Raw genomic sequence first — 16,133 nt, 5'->3', positions numbered from 1 at the left:
GCGGACAGCGTAAGGCGCGACTGCCGCAGGTCCGCTACCGGACGACGCCCCTCACACACGACCGCCCGGAGAAGTGGTCACTTTGGGCCTCCTCGAGCCCACGGAGACAGCCCAAACTGACCACTTCTCGTCGGAGCTTCAGGTCCGTAGCGCCTCGACGACGTCGGCTCCGAGCTCTTCCAGTCCCTCGATCTCGACACCGGACCGGAGGATGGTCACCTGCACGTACGAACTGCCCCCGATGTGCTCCACCCTGTTGTGAACGGTGCCCGCCCCGGCCTCGGCCTCGGCATTGTCGTTCTCACCCGCCCGGACCTCGGTGGCCGCACACCACTTGTCGGGCACCTCGTCGTAGCTTCCCTCCGGGATACCAGGGCCCTGAGGCATCATCGCGAAACCTTTCAGCGCACCGCAGCGAAGCGACACGAAGCGCTCCGGGTCCTCCTCCATCCGCGCGGCGGGTCCGGTCTCGCCGATCGTCGTGAGGCTGACGAGAACCGAGGTGTCCCCTGCCGGGGTGACGCCTCGGAACGAGCACAGCACGACGCCGTCGACCGAGTCCGTACGTCGTACGTCGCCGACCTGGCTGAGCTCCGGCGGCAGCACGTCAGACACCTTCGAACAGACGTCGGGAGGAGGAGTCCCGGCCTCGCTCTCGTTCGGTCCGAGCAGCGCGACCGCGCCACCGACCACACCAGCGACCACAGCGATGGCGACCGCTGCTCCACCGATCAGCGGAAGCACGACCCGTGACATCGCAGAGCTTCCCGACGTCATGACAGCTCGCTCTCTGCGGCGTCGAGGATCTCGACCAGGCGTACGTCGATTCGTGGATGCTCACTCCCGTCGGGCCTCACCGTGAGACTGAGCGAGTCCGTGAGCATCCGGCCGGCCCACCCGATCCTGCTCCTGGACGCCGTCACGACGCAGGTGTCATCGTCTTGCTCACCCGGCAGAATCACAACGCCCGCCGCTCGCTGGCCGTCATGACAGTCGCGCACCCAGTCGATGAGGGGATGGAGGTTCCACAGCTCGATCTCGAAGCTCGCCTCGGGCCTGTGCCCGAACTCCTCCGAGGCGGGGTTCGCTTCCGTGAGGGTGCAGGTGCCGCCGTAGTCCAGACCGAAGGCGTCGCCCGACAGGTCGTCGCCGACGTAGTCCATGCCGAGCTTCTCGGCGATCCGGTAGCAGTAGTTCTCACCGACCAGCGCCTCGATGTTCGGCCGCTCGTCATCGCTACCACCGCTCGCCGCGCGCGCGAGCACGAAGATCCCTGCTCCGATCAGACCGACGACCAGGCCACCGGCGATGCCGACGACGAACCAGACCCACCGTTTCGTTCCGGGCGGCTGCTGCGGAGTCGGTGGATGGGCGGGCGTTGCGTACGTCATGGTGACCTCCGAGAATGTGGCCGTTCAACCTGGCAGCACGCAGTTCGGTTACGCGAGGTTCTCCGGGCCGAAGGCGTCGGGAAGGACCTCGGACATCGGCCTCACGCCTGAGACGGTCATCAGCAGCAGCTCCGGGCCACCGTTCTCCCAGAGCAGCTGACGGCAGCGGCCGCAGGGCATGATGACCTCGCCGGAGCCGTTGACGCAGACGACGTGGGTGAGGCGGCCACCGCCGGTCATGTGCAGCGAGGAGACGAGCCCGCACTCGGCACACAGCGTCACGCCGTAGGCGGCGTTCTCCACGTTGCAGCCCTTGAGCAGGCGTCCGTCCTCTGCGATTCCGGCCACTCCGACGGAGTAGTTGGAGTAGGGCGCGTACGCATGTTTTGCGGCCTCCACCGCTTGCGCACGCAGGCCTTCCCAGTCAAAGCCCTCTGCGGCGTACGTCTGCTTCTCGGTCATGGTTCGACCTTAAAGCCTGTCCGGACAACCAAGCACAAGCTACGAGGCTTAGGCTTCGTCGAGATCAAAAGTTGGTAACCGTTCGCGTAATCCCTGGCAATGCTCGGTCTTTGGGGAGAACGTTCGGACATGAATGTCCTTTGCGCCGCGCTTCGCGGAGCAACGACCTGGAGGCACCAGTGAAGAACAACATGAAGAAGGCCGCCGCCGGCGGCTTCGCCGCGGTCCTGACCGCTGCCGCGCTCGCCGCGTGCGGAGAGGCGCCGGCCGAGCGCGCCGGGGAGGGAAACAGCGACTACCTTCCCTGCATCGTCTCCGATGAGGGCGGGTTCGACGACAAGTCGTTCAACCAGCTCAGCTACGAGGGCGTGAAGGAAGCCGCCGACGAGCTCGGCGCGAAGTTCAAGGACGTCGAGTCCAACAGCCCCAACGACTACACCTCCAACCTGGAGGGCCTGGTGGGGCAGAGCTGCGACACCATCGTCACCGTCGGCTTCGCGCTGTCGGCGGCGACCATCGAGTCCGCCAAGGCCAACCCCGAGACCGAGTACGTCCTGATCGACGACGCGGCCGACGCCGACTTCGACGGCAAGACGGACGCGGAGAACATCAAGCCGATCCTCTACGACACCGCCCAGGCCGCGTTCCTGGCCGGCTATGTCGCCGCCGACTACACCAAGACCGGCGTCGTCGGCACTTACGGTGGCCAGCCGTTCCCGACCGTGACGATCTTCATGGACGGGTTCAAGCAGGGCGTCGAGTACTACGCGAAGACCAAGAACAAGGACGTCAAGGTCGTCGGCTACGAGGGCGGCGAGAAGGGCTCCTTCACCGGCGAGTTCGTCGCCAACGAGAAGGCCACCAACACCGCCCGCCAGATCATCGACCAGAACGCCGACGTGATCCTGCCGGTCGGCGGCCCGATCTACCAGGGTGCGCTCACCGCGATCGCCGACTCCGGCAAGGAGGTCGCCCTGATCGGTGTCGACGCCGACTTCTACGAGACCGACCCGAACACCCAGGACGTCGTGCTCACCTCCATCCTGAAGAACATGAAGACCTCCACCACGGATGTCATCCTCGCCGCGGGTGAGGACAAGTTCGACGCGACGCCGTACGTCGGCACGCTCGAGAACGACGGGGTCGGCCTGGCGCCGTTCCACAACTTCGAGTCGAAGGTCTCCGAGACTCTCCCCGACGAGATCGAGGAAGTCACCGCGGGCATCAAGGACGGCTCGATCAAGGTCAACTCCTACCTGGCGGAGTGACTCACCCGGTGGTCCCGCTCGCCGGGACCACCACGACGAGGGGGCCGGATGCACCCGGCCCCCTCGCCACGTACTTCCGGAATTTCTCCACCCCTGCAAGGAATGATCCGTGCCATGAGACTCGCGCTTCGCGACATCACCAAGCGCTTCGGCTCCCTGGTCGCCAACGACCACATCTCCCTGACCGTCGAGCCGGGTGAGATCCACTGCCTGCTCGGTGAGAACGGTGCGGGCAAGTCCACGCTGATGAACGTGCTCTACGGCCTCTACCAGGCCGACGAGGGCGAGATCGTCATCGACGACGAGCCGCAGCGCTTCAAGGGTCCCGGCGACGCGATGGCCGCCGGCATCGGCATGGTGCACCAGCACTTCATGCTCATCCCCGTCTTCACCGTCGCCGAGAACGTCATGCTCGGCCACGAGGCCACCGGGTTCGCGGGCAGCCTCGACCTCGACGCCGCCCGCAAGCGGGTCCGGGAGATCTCCGACCGCTTCGGCTTCCAGGTGAACCCCGACGCACTCGTCGAGGACCTCCCCGTCGGCGTGCAGCAGCGGGTCGAGATCATCAAGGCGCTCTCGCGCGACGCCGAGGTGCTCGTCTTCGACGAGCCGACCGCCGTGCTGACGCCGCAGGAGACCGATGAGCTGATGGCGATCATGCGCCAGCTCAAGGAGTCCGGCACGGGCATCGTCTTCATCACCCACAAGCTTCGCGAGGTGCGCGAGGTGGCCGACCGGATCACGGTCATCCGCCGCGGCACCGTCGTCGGCGAGGCCTCCCCGGACGCCTCCAACGCCGAGCTCGCGGCCCTGATGGTCGGGCGCCCGGTCGAGCTCAAGGTGCACAAGGACCCGGCGCAGCCGGGCGAGCGCGCACTCGTCGTCTCCGACCTCACGGTGGCCGACGAGACCGGCCACCTCCATGTCGACGGGATCAGCTTCCACATCGACGCGGGCGAGATCCTGGCGGTCGCCGGGGTCCAGGGCAACGGCCAGACCGAGCTCACCGAGGCCATGGTGGGCCTGGCTCCGCACGTCGAGGGCTCGATCAAGCTCGACGGCCGCGAGATCGTGGGCCGCTCGGTGCGCAAGGCACTCGAGGCGGGGATCGGGTTCATCCCCGAGGACCGCCAGGTCGACGGCCTGGTCAGCAACTTCACCATCGCCGAGAACCTCATGCTCAACCGCAGCTATGACGAGCCCTTCGTCTCCCGCGGCTCGCTGAACCTGAAGAAGCTCGACACCTTCGCCAAGGAGAAGCTGGCCGAGTACGACGTACGCGCCCCCGGGGTCTCGACCCTGGCCGGGCAGCTGTCGGGCGGCAACCAGCAGAAGGTCGTCGTCGCCCGAGAACTCTCCCGTGACCTGCGACTTCTCGTCGCGGCACAGCCGACGCGCGGCGTCGATGTCGGGTCGATCGAGTTCATCCACCAGCAGATCGTGGCCGCGCGCGACACCGGTGTCCCGGTGCTCGTGGTCTCCACCGAGCTCGACGAGATCGCCGCCCTCGCCGACCGGATCATGGTCCTCTACCGCGGACGGGTCGTGGGCATCGTGCCCGCCGACACCTCCCGCGACACCCTCGGCCTGATGATGGCCGGCGAATCTCCTGAAGGGATCGAGTCGTGAGTGAGAAGGGGCCGGAGAACGAGCCGGCCGAGACGACAGAGCCAACCGAGGCAACCGAGCCGACTGAGTCGGCTGAGGCGGCGAAGGCTTCGTCCGATGCCGACCAGGTGCCCGGGGCGAGCCGTTGGCACGTGGCGATGCGCGAGATCACCACGGGCAACGCGCTGGTCGCGGTGCTCTCGGTGGTGCTCGCGATGTTCTTCGGGTCGCTGATGATCCTCTTCACCGACGAGGACGTCCGCTACGGACTCTCCTACTTCTTCGCCCGCCCCTCCGACACGTTCTTCTACGCGTGGGAGGCCATCTCGGGGGCGTACGTCTCACTGTGGCGGGGTGCGGTCTACAACGACCTCGGCGGCACGTTCGCCCAGCAGATCAAACCGATCACCGAGACGATGAAGTTCGCCGCGCCGCTGACGCTGGCCGGGCTCGGCATCGGCCTGACCTTCCGCGCCGGGCTCTTCAACATCGGCGGCCGTGGTCAGATGCTGCTCGGTGGCGCCGCGGCTGCCTTCGTGGCGGTCAGGCTCGACCTGCCGATGATCGTGCACCTGCCGCTGGCGATCCTCGTCGGAGCGCTGGCCGCCGCCCTGTGGGGCGGGATCGCCGGCCTCCTCAAGGCACTCACCGGTGCCCACGAGGTGATCGTGACGATCATGCTCAACTACATCGGCTACTACCTCGTCTTCTACGCCCTGACCCGCAAGTCGCTGCTCCAGGCGCCCGGGTCGGGCAACCCGAAGTCCTCGCCGATGCCGGAGTCGGCGATCCTGCCGGACCTGCTCGGGCCGCAGTTCAACCTGCATGCCGGTTTCCTGCTCGCCGTGCTGGCGACGTTCCTGGTCTGGTGGATCCTCAACCGTTCCTCGCTCGGCTACCGGTTCCGCGCGGTCGGCGAGAACCCCGCCGCCGCGAGGGCTTCCGGCATCAACGTCGGGGTCGCCTACCTGAGCGCGTTCCTGATCTCCGGTGCCCTGGTCGGCCTGGCCGGTGTCAACCAGGTGCTCGGCTCGGTGACCGACGGCGCGACCAGCGGTCTCGACGCCGGGATCGGCTTCGACGCGATCACCGTCGCGCTGCTGGGACGGTCCCGTCCGTTCGGCATCCTGGCCGCCGGGATCCTGTTCGGCGCGTTCAAGTCCGGCGGCTTCTTCATGCAGGCCTCCGAAGGCATCCCGGTCGACATCGTGCTGGTCATCCAGTCCCTGATCGTGCTGTTCCTCGCCGCGCCACCTCTGGTGAAGGCGATCTTCCGACTCCCCACGAAGGAGGCCTGAGCACCGTGTCCAGTGTCGATCTTTCGGTCAACTCCGACGCACCAGTCGTCGCCGAGCGCATCCCGGGCCTGTGGAAGACGCCCATCGTCATGGCTGTGTTCACCGTGCTGGTGGCGCTGCTGGTCATCCTGGCTCCTCGCACCGGCGACTCCACCTTCAGGTGGAGTCGCGACGGTGACTGGTTCGCCATCCCCGACATCACGCTGCCCGCCAACGGCATCGTGTGGACGGCCGTGGTGCTGTGCCTGCTGTGCACGGCGTACGCGGCCTGGAACGCTCGCGCCGGCCGCAAGACTCCCCTGGTGCTGGTCGCGGCCTTCGCCGTGATCGCCGTGTCCGGGTTCCTGGCCTGGGCGGTCGCGGGCAAGACGCTGCCCGTGGTCGGCCTGCTCGCCGGCTCGCTGGCGCTGGCCGTGCCGCTCGTGTTCGGTGCGCTCGGCGGCGTAGTGGGTGAGCGGTCCGGCGTCGTCAACATCGCCATCGACGGCCAGCTGCTCTTCGGTGCCTTCGGCGCGGCGATCGTCGCCTCTCTCACCGGCAGCCCGTGGGCGGGCCTGGTGGCCGCGATGGTCGCGGGGATGCTGGTCGCGCTGCTCCTGGGCCTGTTCGCGATCACCTACTGGGTCGAGCAGGTCATCGTCGGTGTCGTCCTCAACGTGCTCGTGATCGGCTTCACCAGCTTCATGTTCTCCCAGGTCCTCTCGGAGAACGCCGGGGCGCTCAACAACCCGCCCCACTTCCCGCGCCTGGAGATCCCGCTGCTGTCCGGCATCCCGGTGGTCGGCCCGATCTTCTTCCGCCAGACGGTGCTGGTCTACATCATGTACGCCGCCGTCTTCCTCGTCGCCTGGGCCCTCTACCGGTCCAAGTGGGGCCTGCGCGTGCGCGCGGTCGGCGAGCACCCGAAGGCGGCCGACACCGTCGGCATCAACGTGATCGCGACCCGCTACCGCACCATCCTGCTGGCCGGCGCGATCGCGGGCATCGGCGGAGCGACGTACACGCTCGTCTCGGTGCCGTCCTTCGGTCGCGAGATGACCGGCGGCGCGGGCTATATCGCGCTGGCGGCGGTGATCTTCGGCAAGTGGGATCCGATCAAGGCGACGCTGGCGGCGCTGCTCTTCGGCTTCGCCTCCAACGTCGAGTCGGTGCTCTCGGTGATCGGCTCCCCGGTGCCGTCGCAGTTCATGCTGATGCTGCCGTACGTCGTGACGATCTTCGCCGTCGCCGGTCTCGTCGGGCACTCCCGCGCACCCGCCGCCGACGGCATCCCGTACCGAAAGGGCTAGCCCCGAGCTAGACCAGCGCGCGGTGGGCAGCGGCGGCCAGGACCTTGGCTCCGACGCCCACCGCGCGTTCGTCGATGCGCAGGTCGCCCTGGTGGAGGTCGTAGGTGGGGCCACCGGGGGTGCGTACGCCGAGCCGGAACATCGAGCCGGCGACCTGCTCCTGGTACCAGCCGAAGTCCTCGCCGCCGAGGCTCTGCGCGGAGACGACGGCACCCCGCTCCCCCAGAACCTCGCGGACGCTCTCGACGAGGATCTGGTGGGACTCCTCGTCGTTGCTCACCGGCGGCACACCGCGGGTGTAGTCGACGGCGGCGGTCACGCCGTAGGGGGCGATGATCTCGGCGACGACCTCGCGCACGACGTGCTCGACCTCGCTCCAGGCGTCGCTATCGAGGATTCGCACGGTGCCTCCGACGGAGCCATGGGCGGGGATCACGTTGTGGATCTGGCCGGCGGTGACCTTGCCCCAGACCACGCTCACGCCGGCCCGGGGGTCCATCCGCCGACTCAGGATCACCGGCAGCTCGGTGGTCACCTTGGCGAGCGCGAAGACCAGGTCGCCGGTCAGGTGCGGGCGCGAGGTGTGACCGCCGGTGCCGCTGAGGTGCACGTCGATCAGGTCGGCCGCGCTGGTCAGCGCGCCGGAGCGGATCCCGACGCGGCCGACGTCGACGGTCGGGTCGCAGTGCAGCGCGAAGATCCGCTCGACGTCGTCGAGCGCGCCCAGGCTCATCAGGTGCAGCGCCCCGCCCGGCATGACCTCCTCTGCGGGCTGGAACAGCAGGCGTACGCCGCCGGGCAGCGGTGACTCGCGATGCAGGTCGGCGAGCGCGAGGCCGGCACCGAGCAGGGCCGTGGTGTGCACGTCGTGGCCGCAGGCGTGCGCGACCCCGGGAACGGTGCTCGTCCAGATGTCGGTGGTGACGTCGTCGACCGGCAGCGCGTCCATGTCGCCGCGCAGCGCGACGACCCTCGAGCCCTTCTCGTCCCCGCCCAGATCGGCGATCAGGCCGGTCGCGGACGGCCGGTCGACCTGCCACCCCGCCTTCTCCAGTCGCTCGGCGATCAGCTCGGTGGTGCGATGCTCCTGCCAGGACAGCTCCGGGTGCGCGTGGATGTCCCGGCGCAGGTCGGTCAGCTCGGCGTCGTAGGCATCGACTCGCTCGGCGAGGAAGGCAGCAGGCTCCAGCATGGTCCCGTCAGACTAATCCTTGTCGTAGGCGGCGAGGATCCTGTCCGCGGCCACGGTCGCCGGAAGTTCCCCGGAGAGCACCTCGGCACGCACCTCGTCGCGGATCGCCTTGACGCCCGCGGAGTGCTTGAGCCGCTGGTCGAGCTCGTCGCGGACGAGAGCCCAGGTGAAGTCGAGCTGCTGCTCGGCGCGCTTGGTTCGCAACCCGTCCTTGCCGAGGTGGGCGCGGTGGGCCATCACCTGCTCCCAGACGGAGTCGACCCCGTCGTCGTGGAGCGCGGAGGCGGTGACCACCGGAGGCGCCCACTCCTCGCGCGAGCGCACCAGCCGGAGCGCGCCGGCGAGCTCGCGGGCGGCCGCGCGAGCCTCCTGGGCGCGGTGGGGGTCGTTGGGGTCGGCCTTGTTGACCGCGATCACGTCGGAGATCTCCAGGATGCCCTTCTTGATCCCCTGCAGCTGGTCACCGGTGCGCGCGATGGTGAGGAACAGGAACGTGTCCACCATCCCCGCCACGGTCACTTCGGACTGCCCGACGCCGACCGTCTCGACCAGCACCACGTCGTAGCCGGCCGCCTCCAGCACCGCCATCGCCTGGACCGTCGCCCTGGCGACCCCGCCGAGCGTCCCGGCCGACGGGGAGGGCCGGATGAAGGCGTTGGGGTCCACCGAGAGCCGCTGCATGCGCGTCTTGTCGCCCAAGACGGAGCCGCCGGTGCGTACCGACGACGGGTCGACGGCCAGCACCCCCACCTTGAGGCCGTTGGCGGTCAGCCGGCTGCCCAGCGCCTCGATGAAGGTCGACTTGCCGACCCCAGGGACGCCGGAGATCCCGACCCGGACGCAGTCACCCGCGGGCAGCTTGGTGAGCAGCTCGCGGGCGATGTCGCGGTGCTGGGGCTTGGTCGACTCCACCAAGGTGATCGCTCGTGACACCGCCGCCCGCTTGCCGTCGCTGATGCCGTCGAGAAGGTCTTGTACGTCGGGCCCTGGCATGCCAGCACCTTAGCCAAGATGCCGAGCTCGGCACGGCCCGGCTCGACCCGCGGAGCCTTGAGGGGAGCAGTACGCTCCACCGACGTGACCGATATGACGAGAACAGCGGTGGTGACAGGCGGCGGAACCGGACTGGGACGCGCGATCGCGGCGCGGCTCGCGGCCGACGGGCTCGCTGTGACCATCGTCGGACGCCGGGCCGAGACGCTGGAGACCGCGGCCAAGGAGATCAACGGCGCCGTCGGCGCTGACCGGGTGACGTACGTCGTCGCGGACTGTGCCGACCCGAGTGACGTGCGTGCCTTGGCCGATGCCTGCCCGGACCGCCTGGACGTGCTCGTCCTCAACGCCGGTGGCTTCACCCCGGCCTCCGGCGACGACCTCGAGTCTCTGGCCCACGAGTGGGCGGCCGACTATCGGCTCAACGTGCTCACCGCGGTACTCCCGGCCGAGGCTCTGCTCCCACGGCTCGCCCGTCCCGGCGGCCGGATCGTCGCGATGAGCTCCATCTCGGCGCTGCGCGGCCACGGTTCCTACGGTGCGGCCAAGGGCGCCGTCAACACCTGGATCACCGGCCTCGCCGCCGAGATCGCGGCGGACGGGATCACCGCCAACGCGGTCGCTCCCGGCTTCGTCCCGGACACCGAGTTCTGGGACTCGCGCCGCAGCCCTGCGCTGATCGACGATCGTGTTTCCCGGATCCCCGTGGGCCGGCCCGGTACGCCCGAGGAGGTCGCCGCACTGGTGGCTCACCTGACCTCGCCGGAGGCTGGGTTCACCACCGGGCAGGTCGTCGGCATCCACGGTGGAACGCTCCTCGCCCGGTTGTGACGTGGCCGTCAGCGCACGCGGCTCAGGACGTCGCGGAGGGGACCGGGCAGCTGGCTCGCCCGGCCGTCGTCGAACGGCACCCAGGAGACGCCCATCTGTAGTGCGTACCAGGCGACGGCCGCCGCGATGATCGCCAGGCCGACGACGGCGACGACCCAGCGCTGCGACGGCGAGGACGCTGCCCGGGCGACCGGTCCGACGGTGTCACGGACCCGTTGCGAGGCGAGCCAGGCCGCGGACATGAAGACCATCGCGGCCACGTAGAGCACCGCGGTCAGCGGCAGCCCGATGGCGAGGCAGCCGACGGCCACGGCGGCCGCGATCACGCCCGTCAGCGCGGTCAGCGCCGCCGTGCCGGGGATGGCACGCACCAGGTCCCACGGCGAGCGGACGAGCGCCCACAGGCCGTCGTACCACTTCCGTCCTCGCGCCTCGCGACGCTTCGACAGATGGTCGGCAGCCAGCGAGACGGCCCGCAGCAGCCAGACGCCCAGGCCGAGCAGGGCCGCGCCCAGGAACGGGTACGCCGCCACGACCCCGGCGAGGATCGCGGCGAGCGCGACCAGGACCAGGAAGTGCATCGGCCCCGGCCAGCGCTTGAGGTTGGCGTGCTTGCTGGGTGGGCTCCAGCCGGGTTCGGGCGACGGGGCCGGTGGCGGAGCCTGCGGGTCGAACCGGCGCACCACCACGGGCTCGGCCGGCGCGTCGGCGACGGTCACCGCGGTCGGCGGCACCTCCTCCACCTCCGTCACGGCGGCGCCGGCGGCGTCCGGGTCCACCAGCGTCGGCTTCAGCTCGGCGTCCGCCGGTGCGGCGGCCAGCGGCATCGTCACCGGCAGCACCTTGGTGAGCGTCGAATCGGCTCCGGACCACGGCACCTCGGGCTCCATCAGCCACTCCCGCAGCTCCTCCAGGCCCGGGCGGTCCGCAGGATCCGTCGCCAGCGCCGCCGTCAGGACCTCCCGCATCGAACCCTCGATGCCGTCGAGGTCGTGCTGGCCGCGGCGTACCCGGTCCAGGACGGCCATCGACGGACCGGTCCCGAACGGAGGCCTGCCCAGCAGCGCATAGGCGGTCGTGGCGGCCCAGGAGTGCACGTCGCTGGCCGCCGACGAGGGCGTCCCCTCCAGGATCTCCGGCGCCAGGTAGCCCGGGGTGCCGACCAGCCACCCGGTGAGGGTGATCTTGGGGTCGTCGGCGACCCGGGCGAGCCCGAAGTCGATGAGCACCGGCGTACGCCCCTCCATCACCACGTTGGAGGGCTTCACGTCACGGTGCAGCACGCCGGCGTCGTGGCAGGCGGCGACGCCCCCGGCCAGGCAGCGCGCCAGCCAGAACCGGTCCTCGCCGAGGACGGGTCCGTCGTCCTTGATCCGGTCGTGCAGCGTCGGACCCGGCACGTAGCGGGTCGCGACGTAGGGAAGGTCCGCGTACGGGTCGGCGTCGACGATCTCGGCGATCCACGGGCTGCGCACCTGCCGCAGCGACCGCACCTCGCGCTCCAGCCGGGCTCGGGTCTCCTCGTCCCCCACGACATGGGTACGCAGCACCTTCAGCGCCACCCGCTCGCCGGTCTCCTCGTGGCGAGCCAGGTGGACGACGCCCATGCCGCCCTCACCGAGCTTGTTGAGGATCTCGTAGGCGCCGACCCTCATCAGCCCGTCCCCGGATGCCCGCCCGGGGCGTAGGTCCGTCACAGTCCTGAGGCTAGACGAGCCCGACGCCCCCGGCGAGGACATACTCGGAACGGTCAGTGATCAGTGATCGAGTTGCTCCCGCAGACGACCGAGCAGGTCGATGGCGGAGTCGGCGATGACGGTGCCGGGCAGGAAGACCGCGGCGGCGCCCATCTGCTCGAGCGTGGCCACGTCGTCAGGCGGGATGACCCCGCCGATGACGATCATGATGTCCGGGCGCCCCTGCTCCTCCAGCGCCGCCTTCAGCGCGGGGAGCAGTGCGAGGTGACCGGCAGCCAGCGACGAGACCCCGACGATGTGTACGTCGGCGTCGACCGCCTGCTGCGCGACCTCCTCGGGCGTGGAGAACAGCGGGCCTACGTCGACGTCGAAGCCGAGGTCGGCGAAGGCCGAGACCACGACCTTCTGGCCACGGTCGTGACCGTCCTGGCCCATCTTCGCGACCAGGATCCGCGGGCGGCGGCCCTCGGCCTCCTCGAACTCCTTGGTCGCCTTCAGCACCTCGGTGACCTTCGAGTCACCCGACGTCGTCGCCTCGTCCCGATACACACCGGAGATGGTACGGATGACGGCCTGGTGCCGTCCCCACGCCTTCTCCATCGCGTCGGAGATCTCCCCGACGGTCGCCTTCGCGCGGGCCGCGTCGACGGCCAGCTTGAGCAGGTTGCCGTCCAGGTTGCCGGTGCCGCTGGGCTTGCTCGTCGAACCGGCCGCGTTCGTGATGGCCTCCAGGGCCCGGCGTACGTCTTCGTCGTCGCGCTCCGCGCGCAGCCGCTCGAGCTTGGCGAGCTGCTGCTTGTAGACCTGGTCGTTGTCGACCCTGAGCACGTCGAGCGGGTCCTCGGAGGGGAGCCGGAAGGTGTTGACGCCGATCAGCTTCTGGGCACCGGAGTCGAGGCGCGCCTGGGTGCGGGCGGCCGCCTCCTCGATGCGCATCTTCGGGATGCCCTGCTCGATCGCCTTGGCCATCCCGCCGGCCGCCTCGGCCTCCTGGATGTGGGACCAGGCGCGCTCGGCGAGGTCGTGGGTGAGCTTCTCGACGTAGTAGGAGCCGCCCCACGGGTCGATGATCTCGGTCGTGCCGCTCTCCTGCTGCAGCAGCAGCTGGGTGTTGCGGGCGATGCGGGCCGAGAAGTCGGTCGGCAGCGCGATCGCCTCGTCCAGCGCGTTCGTGTGCAGCGACTGGGTGTGGCCCTGGGTCGCGGCCATCGCCTCGATCGCGGTGCGGCCGACGTTGTTGAACACGTCCTGGGCGGTCAGCGACCAGCCGGAGGTCTGCGAGTGGGTCCGCAGGGACAGCGACTTCGGGTTGGACGGGTCGAACTGCGAGACCAGACGCGACCACAGCGCGCGGGCCGCGCGCATCTTGGCGACCTCCATGAAGAAGTTCATCCCGATCGCCCAGAAGAAGCTGAGCCGCGGCGCGAACGCGTCGACGTCGAGGCCCGCGGCCAGACCGGTCCGCAGGTATTCGACGCCGTCGGCCAGCGTGTAGGCGAGCTCGAGATCGGCGGTCGCCCCGGCCTCCTGCATGTGGTAGCCGGAGATCGAGATCGAGTTGAACCGGGGCATCTTCGCGGCGGTGTAGGAGAAGATGTCGCCGATGATCCGCATCGACGCCGCCGGCGGGTAGATGTAGGTGTTGCGGACCATGAACTCCTTGAGGATGTCGTTCTGGATGGTCCCGGCCAGCTTCTCGGGCGGGACACCCTGCTCCTCGGCCGCGGCGATGTAGAGCGCCAGCACCGGCAGCACCGCACCGTTCATCGTCATCGAGACGGACATCTCATCGAGCGGGATGCCGTCGAACAGCGTCCTGGTGTCGTAGATGGAGTCGATCGCGACGCCCGCCATGCCGACATCGCCGCGCACGCGCGGGTGGTCGGAGTCGTAGCCGCGGTGGGTGGCCAGGTCGAAGGCGACCGAGAGGCCCTTCTGACCGGCCGCCAGGTTGCGGCGGTAGAACGCGTTGGACTCCTCCGCGGTCGAGAAGCCGGCGTACTGCCGGATCGTCCACGGCTGGGTCGTGTACATCGTCGGGTAGGGCCCGCGCAGGAACGGGCTCAGCCCGGGGAAGGTGTCGAGCGCGTCGAGACCCTCGAGATCCGCAGGCCCGTACGCAGGCTGGATCTCGATGCCCTCAGGGCTCAGCCAGCCCTCACCCGAGGGAGCGTCGGCGGAGTACGGCGGGACCTCGCCCTTCAGCGGAAGGCCCTTGAAGGAGCTGGGGATGGTCATGCGAGCTTCTCCCTCGTAGCGGTCAGGAAGGCCAGCGCGTCGACACCCATCGAGGCGGCGTCGTCCACCTCGGCGTCGACGGCGTCGGGCTTCCCGGCGATGATCACGTGCGTGGCGCCAGCCTCGCGGAGGGCCGCGATCGCGGCCGCGCCCCACTCGGCGTACGTCTTGTCCGAACCGGCCAGGCAGACGACCGCCGGTGAACCGGTCGCACGGTACTTCCCGGCGAGGTCCTCGGCGTCGCTGGTCGCGCCCGCGACCTCGACGCCGATGCCACCGGCGGCGAGGAGGTTGGTCGCGAACGTCGCCCGGGCGGTGTGCTGAGCGACCGTGCCGATGGTGGCGAGGAAGACCTTGGTGGTGGCGGGAGTGTCGCGCAAGGCCTCGAAGGAGGCGCCGTAGCGCACCACCCGCTCGTTCAGCGGGTCGACCGGCCGCTCGGGGAGCGTCTCGGCGAGGTTGGGGAACTCGGTGAGCCCGGTGATCGGGCGCCTGCGCCGCGCGATCGCCTTCTCCCGCTCCGCCGAGACCGCGGCGATCCGGTCGCGGAAGGGCGAGAAGTCGTGGCCTCCGACGGCGTTCGCCCCGGTCCACTCCTCCTCGAGCTGGATGAACGTCTCCCAGCCGGCCTCGGCCATGTCGGCGGTCAGCTGCTCGACGGCGAAGGAACCACCGGCGGGGTCGGCGACGGCCGCGACGTGGGACTCGTCGATCAGCAGGTGGGACACGTTGCGGGCGATCCGTCGCCCGAACCCGTCCGGGACGCCGTTGGCGGAGTCGAAGGGCAGCACGGTCACCGCGTCCGCGCCGCCGACACCGGCGGCGAAGGCGGCGACGGTGCCGCGCAGCATGTTCACGTAGGGGTCGTACTTCGACAGCATCGGCCGCGAGCTCACCGCGTGGATGCGCATCTCCACGCCCTCGGCCCCGGAGAGCTCGAGGACCCGTGACCACAGCTGACGGGCGGCCCGCAGCTTGGCGATCGTCGGGAACTGCTCGTCGGTGGCCGCGTACCGGAACTCGATGAGGCTCGCCGCGACGGCGGGCGAGAAGCCCGCCTCGGTCAGCGCGCGCAGGTAGGCGACGCCGACCGCGACCGACCAGCCGAGCTCCTGCACGTCGGACGCGCCCAGATCATGCGCAGCCGTGGCATCGACGACGATCGCCCGCACCCCGATCCCCTGCGCGAGACGAGCGAGGTCGACCAGCTCGGCGAAGGCCTCGTCGGGTGCCAGCGGCAGGTCGCGCAGCAGCGCGCCCATCGGGTCGGCACCCAGGTTGGTCGCGGCGTGCAGCCCGGCGCCACGCTCGGCGATCAGCGCGAGCAGGTTCTGGGCGACCTTGACCGCACCGATCGGCGCGTCGAGCACGATCGGCGCCAGGTCGAGGAGCACCTTGTCGAGAAGCACTGCGAGGTCGGTGGTCTCGTCGGCGGCCACCCACAGCGAGGAGACCCCGCCGTCCAGGTCGACCAGAGCGGCCTCGTTGGCCGCCTTGGCGTCCACCCCGGAGAGACCGGAGACGAGCGAGCGGATGTCCCACGCGCCGGCGCGCGTGGGACGCGCCGCGTCGGCGAAGGACTCGTCCGGCAGGCCGAGCGGAGCGATCCGGAGTCCGTCGAGGGAGGTGCGCGTCAGCTTGTCCCAGACGAGCGAGTCGGCGTCGTCAGCGGTCAGCCGACCGCTCTTGCGGAGGACGGCAGCAGTCGCCGCCTCCCACTCTGCCTGGGAATGGGCATCCGCCGGCTGGGCAAGGCGCAACGAGTCGTCGCGAGCGGCGTCGTTCATGGGTCGAACCTTAGGCCGATGAAGTGGCGGTGACCACAAAGTGTGAGGTTTACAACCGCTAACTGAGACGCGCCGTTAA

General features: G+C 69.7%; 13 protein-coding genes. 5 read left to right on the top strand and 8 right to left on the bottom strand.

The features are described from left to right. Positions 1-138 precede the first annotated feature (138 nt). From ABZY89_RS09645 to ABZY89_RS09635, 3 genes are read right to left on the bottom strand one after another with little or no spacing between them, the layout of a single operon-like run. On the bottom strand, positions 139-756 hold the full coding sequence (locus tag ABZY89_RS09645; protein ID WP_355226653.1) for a hypothetical protein: 618 nt from the start codon (positions 754-756) through the stop codon (positions 139-141). Positions 757-773: 17 nt separating this feature from the next. Then, a complete protein-coding gene (locus ABZY89_RS09640; RefSeq protein WP_355226651.1) occupies positions 774-1,391 on the bottom strand; it encodes a hypothetical protein in 618 nt (205 codons plus the stop codon). Between the two features lie 48 nt (positions 1,392-1,439). Further along, positions 1,440-1,853, bottom strand: a complete 414-nt coding sequence (locus tag ABZY89_RS09635) for a cytidine deaminase (protein WP_355226649.1) — start codon at positions 1,851-1,853, stop codon at positions 1,440-1,442. 179 nt (positions 1,854-2,032) lie between these two features. Between ABZY89_RS09635 and ABZY89_RS09630 the strand changes: the two genes are divergently transcribed. The 4 genes from ABZY89_RS09630 (at position 2,033) to ABZY89_RS09615 (ending at position 7,316) form a co-directional block, all read left to right on the top strand. After that, positions 2,033-3,121: a BMP family ABC transporter substrate-binding protein gene (locus ABZY89_RS09630; RefSeq protein ID WP_355019713.1), complete on the top strand. Its 1,089-nt coding sequence runs from the start codon at positions 2,033-2,035 to the stop codon at positions 3,119-3,121. Between the two features lie 114 nt (positions 3,122-3,235). Further along, positions 3,236-4,750 carry an ABC transporter ATP-binding protein gene (locus ABZY89_RS09625; RefSeq protein ID WP_355019712.1) on the top strand — a complete coding sequence of 505 codons (1,515 nt, stop codon included), beginning with the start codon at positions 3,236-3,238 and terminating at the stop codon, positions 4,748-4,750. Then, positions 4,747-6,027 (top strand): ABC transporter permease, encoded by a 1,281-nt coding sequence (locus ABZY89_RS09620; protein WP_355226648.1) that lies wholly within the window; start codon positions 4,747-4,749, stop codon positions 6,025-6,027. The genes ABZY89_RS09625 and ABZY89_RS09620 overlap by 4 nt, the downstream gene beginning before the upstream one ends. 5 nt (positions 6,028-6,032) lie before the next feature. Continuing rightward, on the top strand, positions 6,033-7,316 hold the full coding sequence (locus ABZY89_RS09615) for an ABC transporter permease (RefSeq protein WP_355226646.1): 1,284 nt from the start codon (positions 6,033-6,035) through the stop codon (positions 7,314-7,316). A gap of 7 nt (positions 7,317-7,323) precedes the next feature. Here ABZY89_RS09615 and ABZY89_RS09610 read toward each other — a convergent pair whose 3' ends face one another. Continuing rightward, positions 7,324-8,508: an amidohydrolase gene (locus ABZY89_RS09610; protein WP_355226644.1), complete on the bottom strand. Its 1,185-nt coding sequence runs from the start codon at positions 8,506-8,508 to the stop codon at positions 7,324-7,326. Positions 8,509-8,520: 12 nt separating this feature from the next. Next, entirely contained in the window at positions 8,521-9,501 is a 981-nt protein-coding gene (gene meaB / locus ABZY89_RS09605) for a methylmalonyl Co-A mutase-associated GTPase MeaB (RefSeq protein WP_355226643.1), read from the bottom strand. A 93-nt stretch (positions 9,502-9,594) separates the two neighbouring features. Between meaB and ABZY89_RS09600 the strand changes: the two genes are divergently transcribed. Beyond that, a complete protein-coding gene (locus ABZY89_RS09600) occupies positions 9,595-10,332 on the top strand; it encodes an SDR family oxidoreductase (protein ID WP_355226641.1) in 738 nt (245 codons plus the stop codon). An 8-nt stretch (positions 10,333-10,340) separates the two neighbouring features. On the opposite strand, the gene ABZY89_RS09595 is transcribed toward ABZY89_RS09600, so the two are convergent. The 3 genes from ABZY89_RS09595 to ABZY89_RS09585 are packed head-to-tail and all read right to left on the bottom strand — an operon-like array spanning position 10,341 to position 16,054. Then, the gene (locus ABZY89_RS09595; protein ID WP_355226639.1) at positions 10,341-12,029 is read right to left on the bottom strand and encodes a serine/threonine-protein kinase; all 1,689 of its coding nucleotides are present in this window, start codon (positions 12,027-12,029) and stop codon (positions 10,341-10,343) included. A 60-nt stretch (positions 12,030-12,089) separates the two neighbouring features. Then, positions 12,090-14,267 (bottom strand): methylmalonyl-CoA mutase, encoded by a 2,178-nt coding sequence (gene scpA, locus ABZY89_RS09590; protein WP_355226637.1) that lies wholly within the window; start codon positions 14,265-14,267, stop codon positions 12,090-12,092. Then, entirely contained in the window at positions 14,264-16,054 is a 1,791-nt protein-coding gene (locus ABZY89_RS09585; RefSeq protein ID WP_355226636.1) for a methylmalonyl-CoA mutase family protein, read from the bottom strand. Before ABZY89_RS09585 ends, scpA begins: the two co-directional genes overlap by 4 nt. Positions 16,055-16,133: the final 79 nt, after the last annotated feature.

It is taken from the genome of Nocardioides sp. NPDC006303, from assembly GCF_040613175.1.
Classification (GTDB): Bacteria; Actinomycetota; Actinomycetes; order Propionibacteriales; family Nocardioidaceae; genus Nocardioides.
Note: the sequence above shows the minus strand (reverse complement) of the source record. Positions and strands in the feature narration are given on the sequence as shown.